Origin of the sequence: Sporosarcina sp. P29, from assembly GCF_002743265.1 — a bacterium.
GTDB lineage: Bacteria > Bacillota > Bacilli > Bacillales_A > Planococcaceae > Sporosarcina.
The window spans coordinates 39,014-51,709 of record NZ_PDYX01000013.1 but is presented as its reverse complement, the minus strand read 5'-3'; the positions used below and the strand labels follow the sequence as shown (position 1 = coordinate 51,709).

The following is a 12,696-nucleotide window of genomic DNA, read 5'->3' as shown; positions in this document are numbered from 1 at the left end:
TCTCAGCAACCGTAAGTTTACGACTACTAAGACATCCTGTGTCTACATATCTTTATGAGTAAATGGACACTTTCCAGTTAGCGGCACGCTATCGTCACCGATGAAAAATTGTTTCCATTCGTTATGTGTTGGGTCTCCAAAATGACTAATGTCAGGATGCTTTGGTAGGTCATCCCACAGCTCTACACGTTCACGAACTTTCTCGCGCGAGTTGATTCCGCCTTTTTCCGTACCCGTAAGACCTTTGAAAATCTTGCGCGGCTGAAACCCGATGACCAGTGCATTTCCTAAGTCACGAGTCTTTCGTTGCTTATAGGCTGGCGCATTACCGAAAGCAAAAATCGGCTCTCCTTGGAAATGAAAGTCCCATAGATAATGGTCAGGATCTCGTGGCGCTTCAGCAGGCCATTGTTCTTGGTCTTCTGTATGCAAGTACTGCAAAATATCCCAAAACTGTTGGCGATACTCCTCTATTGTTCCTTCTATTTCAAAAGGTTCAACAAATACAAACAGACCATGGCGTTTATGCTTTGGATTTTCAAATAGCGTCAAAAATGCTTCCAATGCTTGGGGCAAGTTCGACCAGTCATTTTTAGACACGTAAGCGTATCGTAGTTCGCCTTTATTTTCGCCAGCCATTCCAAAATAGCATGGGAATGTCTTATCAGTCACGATAGTATGAAACGTCTGATATTCTTTCAGTAACCATTCTGGTAAATCATTGCGTTGTGCGAAGTCTTCCTTTGTTAATAAAGCATTTGACGTTTGAATCAACGTTTTATCCCCCTCTTACTTACTATGCTGTATATCCTTTACCCTGTCGTTTGCAATATAACACATGCGTTTCTCGAATTCAGGTTAGTAACCTATATACTATACAGAAGATAATGAGGCATTATGAGTGTTATATTCACTTTCATTTCAGCTCTATTCTTTCTACTTCATTTCCGTACTATTTGATTCAATCTAATTGAAGAGATATCTAGACCCATCCAAAAACACCTTATCGATTTTCATTCGACAAGGTGTTCTTTCATTGTAGAGGTTTTGGATTTTCCTGTATTTCATCTATTGTCTGCATAACTAATGTAACTGCCTGACTTAAGGCACTACCGCCGCCAAGGGCTGCAGCGACACCAACAGCCTCCAAGACTTCCGGAACAGTAGATCCAGCATCCATAGAAGCTTTTGTATGGTAAATGATGCAATACTCGCTATGTGCATAGACACTTACAGCCAATGCAATTAGCTGCTTATATTTCTGGCTGATTTCTCCCTCTTCAAAACTGACCTCTGTGAATTCATGGAATGATTTCATTAACTTAGGTAGTTTTTCACTCATTGCGCCCATACCGGTTTTGTAATCTTGCAGTACTGCATCTGTAAACGTATAATCTTCCATAAAATTGCCTCCCGTCATAGCAACAGTATGTCCGATTCTTCGTTTGCTATTCAGCGATAACGGAAATGATATAAGCAATTACAAATCAAGGAGGCTCATCATGAAAATTGTCGTCACGGGTGATACCCATATTCCTGGAAGAGGCAAAACTTTGCCTGTTAGATTAATAAAAGAATGTAAAACAGCTGATTTGATTCTACATACAGGTGATTGGAAATCCATCGAAGTCGTGCAGATGCTTTCTGAACTCGCAGAGGTGCGTGGTGTTTCAGGTAATGTAGATGGCGAGGTGATAAAAGGACAATTTCCATCGCAACAAGTGATGCAAGTAGGACACGTGAAAATTGGCTTAGTACATGGTCACGGAGAGAAACAGACGACCGAAAAACGTGCTATTGCAGCATTTGAAGGAGTGCCATTAGACATCATTATCTTTGGACACTCCCACATTCCTATGCTTCGTTATATGAATAAAACCCTATTGTTAAATCCCGGATCTCCAACCGACAAGCGTAAACTACCTCATTACTCGTTCGCTATCTTACATATTGAGGAGGAGATTCGTGCAGAGTTAGTATTTTTTGATGATAAAACGTGAATTACTGAACGAATGGATTAATAGGTCCAGCCGCGATTATATTGAACAGGGGATTCAATTTCAACACCGAGTTCTTTAGCTGCTGTATATGGCCAGTAAGGATCACGTAATAATTCACGAGCAAGCAATACCATATCCGCACGGTCATTTTGTAGAATTTCTTCTGCTTGTAGGGCTGAAGTAATCAATCCTACTGCACCTGTAGAAATATTTGCTTGCTGACGAATCACATCCGCAAACGGCACTTGATAGCCCGGGAATGGATGGATAGCAGCTGGAACTACACCGCCAGAGCTCACATCGACTAGATCGACGCCCTGTTCTTTCATCCAAGCCGCCATTTCTGCATACTGCGAAGGATCCATGCCGCCCTCTTGATAATCTTCTGCTGAAATTCTGACAAATAACGGACCTTCCCAAACAGAACGGATGGCATCGATCACTTGGCCTAGTATACGGTAACGATTTTCTGCTGATCCACCGTATTCATCCTCACGATGATTACATAGTGGAGTCAAGAACTCATTAAGTAAATAACCATGTGCACCATGGATTTCAATCACGTCAAAACCAGCTTGTTTGGAACGGATTGCTCCTTGTTTGAATGCTTCAATCGTTTCCTCAATATCAATGATAGTCATTTCTGCTGGTGTTTTATATTTCTCATTGAACGCGATGGGACTTGGCGCATGAATGGTTCCATCCACTGTCGCCTTTCTTCCTGCATGTGCTAATTGGATACCGGTACGAGCATCATGTTGTTTCATCAAACGAACGATTTCAGTTAGACCTTCAATATGCTCATCTGACCAGATTCCTAAATCTTCACTTGAGATTCTTCCTTGCGGTTGAACGGCTGTTGCTTCAACGATGATCAGGCCGACTTGTCCTACCGCACGGGTAGCATAATGGGTTTTATGCCAATCCTCTACTTTTCCATCCTGATTATGTGAAGAATACATACACATCGGTGCCATTGCAATACGATTTTTAAATTCTACACCACGTATAGTATAAGGGCTAAATAATTTTGTCATGAACAATTCCTCCTCTGCTAGTTCCTAGGGAAAGTATAGCAAATCTATATGTTTTTTTAATGTTTGAGGATTTTAAACCAACTTTATGAAACATATGGTAGTACTTGAACGTATAGTAGACTATATAAAAGGAGGTTTTTTCTTGAATCCACTCATTTCGATATGGACACAACCTAAGCAAACAATTCGTTATGTTCTCGAATACAAAACATGGAGTTATAGTTTTTTCATCTTATTCCTCGTTTCGGTCAGCGTCGGGATAACATCCTTTGCCGAAACGGATATTTTACCTGACCTTTCATTGCCTATAATGATACTGCTTGGTATCCTTTCATCATTCATCGGAGCTGTTATCAGTCTCTTTATTAGTTCCGCTCTCTACACTTGGGTAGGTAAATGGCTTGGAGGTAAAGGAAATTTCAAAGACATGGTGCAAATGTCGCCAATTGCTTCAATCCCATTGATATGGATGATACCAATCAATTTGCTACTAGTTTTTATTTTCGGCAAGAATTTATTTATTGATATGATGAACACCGCAGATGCTGATCTATTTGGAACATTATCTGTTGTTCTATTGTTAACCAACTTACTTATACTGGGGTTAAGCATTTTTAATACCGTGATTTTATCTAAGGGTATTGGAATTGTTCATCAATTTTCCTCATGGCGCGGATTCAGTACGATTCTGATTGTGATCGGCTTATTTTTAGCTTTAATGATTCCATTTATTATCTTTTTAGTATTTGTACTTCTTGCTTACTAAATTCAACAATAAAAAAACTGAAGACGACTCCATTTCTGGATTTGTCTTCAGTCTGTTGCAAAGCTTAACAAGCTTTGCACTTTTTTATTTATTAACCATTTTCATGAATTCTCTCATTAATCCTGGAAGATCTGGCCAAGCATGTCCTGATACTAAATTTCCTTCTGTATGAAGGTCTTTTTCAATATACGTAGCACCCGCTGCTGTGACGTCGGGCTTACATGCGATATAGGCTGTGTATTCTCTACCTTTCATAAGATCCGGAATGACGGATAACACCTGTGCAGCATGACAAACTGCCGCCACTGGTTTATTCTCTTCAAAGAAATGACGGACAATAGCTGGTAAGGATTCGTCTAGGCGAATATATTCCGGTGCACGTCCACCTGGAATAATGAGCGCGTCATAGTCTGCAGGATTGACATCTTTGAAGGCAATGTGTGAATCCAAACCATATGCCGGTTTTTCAACATAAGTTTCCATTCCATCGATGAAGTCATGGGTTACGGTATATAATTTCTTTACAGACGGTGAAGCAATAGTCGTGTCAAATCCTTCTTCCAAACAACGATAGTACGGATAGAAAATTTCCAAAGCTTCTACGGCATCTCCGCCAAGAATCAATACTTTTTTACTCATATGCAGATCCACTCCCCATTCTGAATTGTGTTACTACCTTACTTCTTTCGACAGTTTAATAATGAACCCTCTTTCTTTCAATGAAATTCTCTTCTTTATGTATGGATATCTCAAATTAAACCATAGTACGACGAGGAGGGATTTCTATGGATAAAGATATACGTCATTTGTTTCATAAAGGAACGATCAACGAGGAAATGGGAATGGAGTTTGAAGCAACTGCCGAGGAAGCTTCACGCGCTCGAGAAAATGCAAGCGGTAAAGAGTATCGAGATGCTTTGAAAGAAGTCTATCGCGCAACAGAGGATAAAAGAAAATAATTCAAAAAAGTCCCAACAGTCCACACTGTTGGGCTTTTTTACATCTTACTATACGTCTTCCTTTGTCTTCTGCGTATCATATATTGCTCAATAATGATCGCAAGGATCGTTCCTGTAATCAATCCATTAGATAATGTGGAAGCTACAATGGCTGGGAGTTGTGACAAACTTTCTGCTGGTACGAACATTGTACCTACTCCTACCATTAATCCAAATGCTACAGCTTGACGCGCACGTTCTTTTTCTGGATCCGCATCGAGTTCATTGAATGCCATCGACACCATTTTCGTAAAGATGGCAAAAGTTACAGCGTATGCAACGGGCGCTGGTAAAGCCGCAAAAATGGCCATGACACTTGGAAATAGTGTAATGAATACTAATAGTGTGCTACCAATAATAAATGGTTTTATCGACGGCATGCGTGTCGTGCCGACAAATCCTGCAGATCCTGAAATCGGTACGGAACCAATGGCAGAAAAAGCTCCCGCAATCAGATGGATAAATCCTGAAGCAAATGCCCCTTGGCGTAATCGATCAGGGGTATTAATTTTAAATGATTCTTTCAATAAATGCTCCATGACACGGATCGATGCAAGCATATTCGCTACTAATAATAATGTAATAAAGATCGCTGTAACGAGTACACCACTATCCCATACCGGTTTTCCGTATACGAACAATTTCGGTAGTTGAATTAACTGATCGGACACTTTCGCAATAGCTGGTGTTTTTCCTAGCAATAAGAAAATCCCCCAGCCAAGTGCAATCGAAATTAATATGGCGTATTTAGATATGGATGGCCGTTTATTAGCCATCGCAATAAACGTTATCAATAAAACAATGAAGCTTCCTAGTAAAATGACTGGATCCAGATGATCTCCTGCTTCTTCTACACCCATCATTCCTTTAATAAAGGTACCGCTTAATTGTAAGATTAGTAGCATTAAATAAGTGAACGTGATCGCTGGTGTGAAGAGCACTTTCATCTTTGTAATAATTCCCGTAGCTGCTAGGATAATGAATAGCACACCGCTGTACAACATACCACTTTGCAATGCTTGCAGTGCGTCTGTTGACGTTGTATAAAAAATACCGACCATGCCTGCATAGACAACATAGATTCCCCACCATAAACCTGCGGGTCCTTCATTTATTGGCATTCGATGTCCGAAAAATGCTTGGATCAGACAAGCAATACCGAGAACGAATATGGTTCGTTGCATGAATAGTGACGTGGCTACTGGGTCCATACCGAAGACATGTGCGATCGCGATAGGAGCTGCAATAGATGATGCAATGAGAAAGACGGTCCATTGTATGCCGCCTGCTAGATGTTTCATTTGACGATTCCTCCGATAGTGCAGTGCAAATTAGAATTCATTTAGTATACCATGTGAAATGCTTTTTTTGCTTTTTGTAATTAATCTGTGTTTTTTGGAGTTACTAGAGCTAAAGGGGCGGGGTTTTGGACCCGAAGGATGCTACATAGTTAGCGGATCAGCTAGATCATTTCTTTGTATTTTTTGTACAGAGCTACCCGTTTGACTGCCTATAGAAGTTTAATACTCTTTGGCAACGGTGCTACTATTCTTCCTATTAGAATCACAACCTACATAAATGACCCTGCAGTAGTGCATACAACTGCTGGGGAGGCTGTTCATGCTGGTTCAGACCCTTTACCTAACTGCAGTAGCCAGCAACCAGTCGTGCGACGGACCTAACCCAAGCACTCACAGCGTAACTAAAAAAAGGACCATTGCGAGAAGTAGTAAAATCACTACTTCAACGAAATGGTCGTAAAAATCCCGATTACTTCCCTTTCGGTTGTAGCGTAAGTACACGTCCGTCAGGAATTTCTTGTGTCATGAATGTTTCATGGTATTGGCCTTTTGCCCAGTCTTCTGCTTGGTCATGGAACCATTTAGATTTCAGGTGTCCACTTTGGCCAGGTCCGACGACGTGATAGGTTTTGTTTAAGTCGTCTAGGTCTGCAACGAAACGCCATGATGCGCCGTGGTTGACAGAGCCGTCATCCTTGAAGGCAGCGGCTTGTACTGTGATATTGGATCCGCCGATTGGTTGTTTTTCAGGGTTTAATAATTTTGCAAATATAGGTGATGCGCTTGCTAGTGGGTGAGGGAATGTCAGTTGGTGATAGTCGCCCCATGCCCACTTTTGTTGTTTGTCGCCAAAGTCATTGGCGATATTTTTCATTGCATTGCTAAATGAATTATACACCCACTGATCGACACCTTGCTTTTCTTCTAACCAGACGCTTTCTTCTCCACTATAGCCTTTACGCAAAAGCTCGTCTGTAATTTGGTTTTTGCCTGGCATGAGTTCATATACATCGGCCGGCATCTCGTCGCGGAACATGTCAATTTGCAGTTGTTTCATCCACTTATGGAAAATTAGCGGAGCACTGCTGTCTTTTGAATCGACTTGATCCCATTGTTTTAACGTATTCAATACTTCTTTATAGTCACCCGATTGATCTTTTTTCTCTACTGAGGCAATCATGGAATCAAGGAACTCTGCTGCATAGAGATTTTTTTGGTCCATTTGCAGTTTCATCATGTCATCCACTGTAAAATTATCCCCTTCTCGTAGCACTTCCGCAATCCGTTCGAAGCGGTATGGTTGTGCCCAGAACTTCGTGATGTGATACGGATACTGTTCATCCACCACTTCATTGTTTGCTGTGGCGATGAAACCTTCTTTCGGATTCACTATACGTGGTAATTCATCATATGGAATATAGCTTTCCCAACCGTAGTCGGAAGTATCTCCTGGCACTGCCAATTGCGCGTCACCTTGTTTACGGATAGGAATGCGTCCGTTCGCTTTATACGCGATTGTGCCATCTGTAGAAGCGAAGACGAAATTCTGTGCTGGTGCGTGAAATTTCTCTAATGCTTTCTCAAAACTTTCCCAATCCGATGATTTATTCATCTCCATAATCGCTTCGAGTTCAAGTGTGGGCTCTAGTGCCGTCCACTGCATGGAGAATAATGCTTCAGGATCTTCTTCTTTATACATTATGTCTGAAATAATGGGCCCGTGTTTCGTAACGATTACTTCATATGGAATGTCTTCTGCACCTTTAACTTTAATCGTCTCATCCCGCACTTCTGCCTGTTCCCACTTTCCATCATAACGGAATTGAGCTTTTTCACTTGGATGCGGAACTTCAATATACAGATCTTGCACATCTGGTCCAACGTTCGTGACACCCCAAGCAATGTCTTCATTATTCCCTAAAATAATTCCTGGAATTCCCGCAAAAATTACACCTTCCACATTTTGTTCAGGGGATTGTAAATGCATTTGATACCAAATAGATGGAGTACTTAATCCTAAATGCGGATCATCAGCTAGTAGAGGTTTACCGGAAGCTGTCTTTTCTCCTGATACTACCCAGTTGTTACTACCATTAAATTCTGGTGGTGAAAGTTCTGGTAGGAAACGTCCCGCCACTTCTACACTATGTTCTTTATTAGCCGTCATAATAGATTCTGCGTTTTGGGGATACGTGAGGAATAAATCTTTCACTTTCTCTTCTGGAAATGCATTAATTGCCCAGTGGCGGAATGCTTGTGGTTGCCATCTGCCACCCAAGTCATACGCCATGTACTTCCCGATGGTTAATGAATCAACAGGCGTCCACTCTTCAGGCTCATATCCAAGAAGCGCAAATTCATAGGACAACTTCTTTTCAGATGTAGCTTCCTTAATGAATGCATTAACCCCTTCTGCATACCAACCAAGCACCGCTTTTGCATGTTCTCCATATCCTTCATATGAAGCTTCCGCAGCTTTTCGCAAACTAAATGTACGGAATAACTTATCTGTATCGACGGCCTTTTCGCCAATAACTTCTGCCAAGCGACCACTCGCCTGCCTGCGTGCTAAATCCATTTGGAATAAACGGTCTTGCGCTTGCACATAACCTTGCGCTCGGTACAAATCTTCATCCGAAGCAGCGTTGATATGCGGGACTCCGTTGTGATCCCGTGTAACAACTACTTCTTGATCAATGAATGATACTTGGTGCTCACCTGCTTCAAGTGGTTTTGATTTCAAGATGTAAGCGTTTGCAAATATAGCGACAAGCACTGCTATAATGGATAGTATACTAAGCACCCACAACGTAATTTTTCTGCCTCTCCCCATATTACTCCCCCCTCTTTAGAACTTAGTATACTATTAATATTCTGAAATTACTTTAGTTATTATTCTTTGATAGAAAGCATGAAACACAGTGCATGAAATTGATAAGGAGGAATAGGTGTTGGGTCGGGGATTTGCAATGCGAGTAGGTGATACTAATTGTAGTTCACTGTCAGTGGGCTAGTAGTTGTTTGAAACTTGAGTTTGAGTTTGATCAGAACTTGAACTTAAATAAGTTCGAATACATCAACAAATTACACACTACCTTCAGTGAGTGATCTAAGTACATCTACTTTTAACGTAGGATTGAAGAGGAAGCTGGGGCGACTCCTGGGGAATCAGAGTGATCTTGAGACCCCACAGGGAGCGTAGCGGACGAGGAGTCTCAAGATTACTCCCCCGGAAAGCGTCCCCAGCTGGAGCTTCAATCCCCTCGTACTCACTACTTTCTTTCACTGTATCTAAAACTTGAGGTTGATCTAATTCTTAAAACCACATAAAAAAGAATGTCCCTTAAAGTCACTGACTTCTGGGACATCCTCTTTTGAGTCTACTTAACGGGATTCGAAAATCTTTTGGATGACGTGATTATTGTTCGATTTTCCAAAGTTTTTATGAATACAGCTTTCGGGTTTTTCACGCAAGATAGACGCAAAGCTTTTGGCCAATTCCGCTTCCCCTGCCACATGCACTTCTTTCCATCCACGCTTCTTCTTCATGTTACCAACTACAGAGCCCATGTCTTTATAAAAACGATCTAGATTCACTTTTAAGCGCTGATCAAAGCCGTCTGTATGCCCTCCTACTCCCCGCTGTATGGAAGACTTGATGTCCTTTTGTTCTTTCCAGACATCGAGACCCGAATCAAATTCATACACTGTTTCGTCATGGACTCTCCCCATTGCTGTATCCAAAATCCGGACATTGCTGTAACTCGGGAGTATTATTCCCGCTTCTGGATATGCTTGTAACATATACTGGAATTCATTCGTCATCGCCTGGTTCTCCCAATGAAAGCTCGTCTTGACAGCCACTTGAACATAATGAACAGACCAAATTTCAGGATCTGCTGCCGCAAAAATGATAACGCCTTTCGCCAAATCATTTTGCTTATCTTCAACTTCCTTCATCACGCGGTCTTTCACCGAACGAAATGCTTTCAATTCCTTTTCATCTCCGGATGCGACGAGATATTCATCAAGCCTTTTCAAACCTGATTTCAAATGAATTCTCCACGCTGCTTGCTGTTGTTCAGGATCTGCAGGATTCGTGTTTAAGTATACTGACAGCACACATCGGTCATCACAGTGAAATGCTTTCAACTTTTTCAATTCTTCGCTAATACTCATCCAATCATCCTCCTTATTCCCTCAGCTGTAGCATGCCCGCTGAAATGAATATTACAAGGTAATTAGAGCTGTGAATTTTTTCAAGTAGAAAAAAATGTATTAAAAATGTCCAGTTCGCAAAAAACGTGCAGTTAATTCAGCTACTTCTTTTTGGTGATGGATTTCTTTATGTCCATATGGCAACGTTATAAAATCAGCTAGTCCCGGATAGTAAACTGAACTCAACTCTATTCTTCCATCATTTTCTCCTCGGAGTAACATTCCAAGCCATAAATGGTTACGGTTTCCTGCGATTGCGCCAATTGAAAAGGGAGTCACGTCCGGCAAATTTAGTTGCTCAATATACGTTGCGTTCAATGACCGCAATGTTCTATAGTACTCAGTGTATCCTGAAATTTTACTCGCCACGTATGCAAGCTGACTTCCTTTGTTGGGCGTGGCAATTTGCACACAATGACCAATTGAATCCATCCATTGTGATTCCTGCAATACTTTTCGAATAAGAAGACCGCCTGTACTGTGACCAACCAAATGAATAGGTCCATCTTTTTTTGAAACCATATCGGATAAATGTTTTTCCACATCATAAAGAGATTGATCAAATTCATGATATGTTAACGGTAAGTCGAGCGATCTGCATTGAAAACCGAGATGTTCTAAATAGGTAGACAATGTCTGCATATCGCGTGAGTTTTTATTAAAACCATGAAGTAAGAGGACTCGTTTTTCCATACGATCACTCCTTTATCGTTAATTACCTGATTCGATTTTCTTAATAAGTTCCTTCGTTTGTTGATTCAGCTCTTCTACATTCACTTGCTCTCGTTGAATATCCTTCACTTCATACTGTTGCTTCATCAGTAAAATACGCTCGACACTTTGATTGATTCGTTGTTCTGTAATGACTCCCTCATTTATAGCCTCTTGTAATGCGGTGAGTAGCTCGTTTACTGGCGTATATTTATGCCCAACGAGCAAAATATCTCCACCTGCTACAATAGATTGGACTCCCACCTCACCAATCGAATAGTTTTCAACGATAGCTCCCATGACCAAGTCATCTGTAATAACAACACCGTCAAACTGTAATTCATCACGCAATAAGTCTTGAATAATTATTTTTGAAAATGATGCAGGTGTTTTCGGATCATATGCCTCTACAAGTAAATGGCCGACCATTACCCCATTTACGCCACCCTTAATCGCCTGTTTAAAGGGAAGCAGTTCTACATTCTGCAAGCGCTCCTTAGTATGCGTGATTACGGGCAAATCAATATGCGAGTCTATACTTGTATCACCATGTCCCGGAAAGTGTTTGACGACAGGTATAACATATTGTGACGCCATTCCGTTCGCTTGCTGGATTCCTGCTTTACTGACTAGCCGTGCATCATTACCATATGAACGGTCACCAATCACTGGATTATTCGGATTGCTATCTACGTCAAGTACAGGTGCAAAATCCATATTCAACCCGAGTGCACTCATCTTCCGACCAATTAACTCTCCAACATCGTATGCATATTTCCCATTTGCAGCATTTCCAACTTTACGATTGGAAGGAGTTTTCATGAGCCCTTTTGGCAATCGCGTAACGCGCCCTCCTTCTTCATCTGCACCAATGAATAACGGGGTTTTTGAATTTGCATTGGCCTGTTTTAACTCATTAATCAAGTTAAGTGACTGCGAAACAGAAACGAAATTACGTTTAAATAAAATGATGCCACCGACATGTCTGTCTTGAATAAATGTTTTCGCTACTGAATCCAGCTGTGGACCTTGCACACCCATCATAATCATCTGACCTAGCTTCTCATCTAGTTGCATTCCCTCTATCACAGCCTGAATTTCAGCACTCGGCTTATGAAGTACAGCAATTTCTACGATGAATGCATGGTTTTCTGAAGAAGTAAACAACAAGGTTAATCGATATTCATCATTCAACTCATAAATAAATGCCGTTTGCTCATCTACTTGTCTCAGTTTATCCGGAGCTCCTAGTATTTCCTTGGTTTGAGACTGCGTAACATCATCGAGTGTTGATTCCACTGTACGTAATTTGTAGACCAGATTATTCTCTGTTAAACGAAGCTTCAGCTGCTCTCTTTCATAAACCACATGCGTTCCTTTACTATCACGTTCTACTTTATCTGCTTCTCCTATTTGATCTTGGATTTGTTGTAAAGTAGATTTTCCTGCCTGCCACTGTTGGTTGGGCAATTTTCCTTTTTCAGCCGCATCGCGGATCCCAATCAACGCTTGTTCGTTCTGTTTATTTCGTATTTCTATTTGTTTAGATTGTTCATTCTGATCGCTCTTTTGATTTGAACACCCTATTGCTATCATAAAAATTGCACTGACGACGAGTAACAGCAATATTCTAGATACTTTTTGCATAGCTCCACCTCATCTTTT

At 41.0% G+C, this 12,696-nt stretch carries 12 protein-coding genes; 3 read left to right on the top strand and 9 right to left on the bottom strand.

The annotated features are described in order from the left end of the window. Nucleotides 1-42: 42 nt before the first annotated feature. Both CSV68_RS11680 and CSV68_RS11675 read right to left on the bottom strand, forming a co-directional pair. Complete coding sequence (locus tag CSV68_RS11680; protein ID WP_099662232.1) at nt 43-774, bottom strand: YqcI/YcgG family protein; 732 nt, start codon at nt 772-774, stop codon at nt 43-45. A 259-nt stretch (nt 775-1,033) separates the two neighbouring features. Then, nucleotides 1,034-1,402 carry a carboxymuconolactone decarboxylase family protein gene (locus tag CSV68_RS11675; protein WP_099634776.1) on the bottom strand — a complete coding sequence of 123 codons (369 nt, stop codon included), beginning with the start codon at nt 1,400-1,402 and terminating at the stop codon, nt 1,034-1,036. Nucleotides 1,403-1,502: 100 nt separating this feature from the next. Here CSV68_RS11675 and CSV68_RS11670 point away from each other — a divergent pair, with 100 nt between their 5' ends. After that, the gene (locus tag CSV68_RS11670) at nt 1,503-2,000 is read left to right on the top strand and encodes a metallophosphoesterase family protein (RefSeq protein WP_099662231.1); all 498 of its coding nucleotides are present in this window, start codon (nt 1,503-1,505) and stop codon (nt 1,998-2,000) included. A 17-nt stretch (nt 2,001-2,017) separates the two neighbouring features. Here the strand turns inward: CSV68_RS11670 and namA are convergent, their stop codons facing one another. After that, nucleotides 2,018-3,037: an NADPH dehydrogenase NamA gene (gene namA, locus CSV68_RS11665; protein WP_099662230.1), complete on the bottom strand. Its 1,020-nt coding sequence runs from the start codon at nt 3,035-3,037 to the stop codon at nt 2,018-2,020. A 142-nt stretch (nt 3,038-3,179) separates the two neighbouring features. On the opposite strand from namA, the gene CSV68_RS11660 reads away from it, so the two are divergent. Next, the gene (locus tag CSV68_RS11660) at nt 3,180-3,803 is read left to right on the top strand and encodes a YIP1 family protein (RefSeq protein WP_158233519.1); all 624 of its coding nucleotides are present in this window, start codon (nt 3,180-3,182) and stop codon (nt 3,801-3,803) included. 84 nt (nt 3,804-3,887) lie between these two features. Here CSV68_RS11660 and CSV68_RS11655 read toward each other — a convergent pair whose 3' ends face one another. Continuing rightward, nucleotides 3,888-4,442 carry a DJ-1/PfpI family protein gene (locus CSV68_RS11655; RefSeq protein WP_099634780.1) on the bottom strand — a complete coding sequence of 185 codons (555 nt, stop codon included), beginning with the start codon at nt 4,440-4,442 and terminating at the stop codon, nt 3,888-3,890. Between the two features lie 146 nt (nt 4,443-4,588). Between CSV68_RS11655 and CSV68_RS17200 the strand changes: the two genes are divergently transcribed. Further along, entirely contained in the window at nt 4,589-4,762 is a 174-nt protein-coding gene (locus CSV68_RS17200) for a hypothetical protein (protein ID WP_158232208.1), read from the top strand. 38 nt (nt 4,763-4,800) lie between these two features. On the opposite strand, the gene CSV68_RS11650 is transcribed toward CSV68_RS17200, so the two are convergent. The 5 genes from CSV68_RS11650 to nagZ form a co-directional block, all read right to left on the bottom strand. Beyond that, a complete protein-coding gene (locus tag CSV68_RS11650) occupies nt 4,801-6,102 on the bottom strand; it encodes a purine/pyrimidine permease (protein WP_099634781.1) in 1,302 nt (433 codons plus the stop codon). Nucleotides 6,103-6,571: 469 nt separating this feature from the next. Then, on the bottom strand, nt 6,572-8,935 hold the full coding sequence (locus CSV68_RS11645; RefSeq protein WP_099662228.1) for a penicillin acylase family protein: 2,364 nt from the start codon (nt 8,933-8,935) through the stop codon (nt 6,572-6,574). Between the two features lie 551 nt (nt 8,936-9,486). Further along, a complete protein-coding gene (locus tag CSV68_RS11640) occupies nt 9,487-10,281 on the bottom strand; it encodes a VLRF1 family aeRF1-type release factor (protein WP_099662227.1) in 795 nt (264 codons plus the stop codon). Between the two features lie 99 nt (nt 10,282-10,380). Then, entirely contained in the window at nt 10,381-11,013 is a 633-nt protein-coding gene (locus CSV68_RS11635; protein ID WP_099662226.1) for an esterase/lipase family protein, read from the bottom strand. Between the two features lie 18 nt (nt 11,014-11,031). After that, complete coding sequence (gene nagZ / locus CSV68_RS11630) at nt 11,032-12,678, bottom strand: beta-N-acetylhexosaminidase (RefSeq protein ID WP_099662225.1); 1,647 nt, start codon at nt 12,676-12,678, stop codon at nt 11,032-11,034. Nucleotides 12,679-12,696: the final 18 nt, after the last annotated feature.

Excerpts from the sequence above, each read along its gene's own strand:
- CSV68_RS11675 (WP_099634776.1), bottom strand. The coding sequence starts at position 1,402 with ATGGAAGATTATACGTTTACAGATGCAGTACTGCAAGATTACAAAACC.
- CSV68_RS11670 (WP_099662231.1), top strand. The coding sequence starts at position 1,503 with ATGAAAATTGTCGTCACGGGTGATACCCATATTCCTGGAAGAGGCAAA.
- namA (WP_099662230.1), bottom strand. The coding sequence starts at position 3,037 with ATGACAAAATTATTTAGCCCTTATACTATACGTGGTGTAGAATTTAAA.
- CSV68_RS11655 (WP_099634780.1), bottom strand. The coding sequence starts at position 4,442 with ATGAGTAAAAAAGTATTGATTCTTGGCGGAGATGCCGTAGAAGCTTTG.
- CSV68_RS17200 (WP_158232208.1), top strand. The coding sequence starts at position 4,589 with ATGGATAAAGATATACGTCATTTGTTTCATAAAGGAACGATCAACGAG.
- CSV68_RS11650 (WP_099634781.1), bottom strand. The coding sequence starts at position 6,102 with ATGAAACATCTAGCAGGCGGCATACAATGGACCGTCTTTCTCATTGCA.
- CSV68_RS11645 (WP_099662228.1), bottom strand. The coding sequence starts at position 8,935 with ATGGGGAGAGGCAGAAAAATTACGTTGTGGGTGCTTAGTATACTATCC.
- CSV68_RS11640 (WP_099662227.1), bottom strand. The coding sequence starts at position 10,281 with ATGAGTATTAGCGAAGAATTGAAAAAGTTGAAAGCATTTCACTGTGAT.
- CSV68_RS11635 (WP_099662226.1), bottom strand. The coding sequence starts at position 11,013 with ATGGAAAAACGAGTCCTCTTACTTCATGGTTTTAATAAAAACTCACGC.
- nagZ (WP_099662225.1), bottom strand. The coding sequence starts at position 12,678 with ATGCAAAAAGTATCTAGAATATTGCTGTTACTCGTCGTCAGTGCAATT.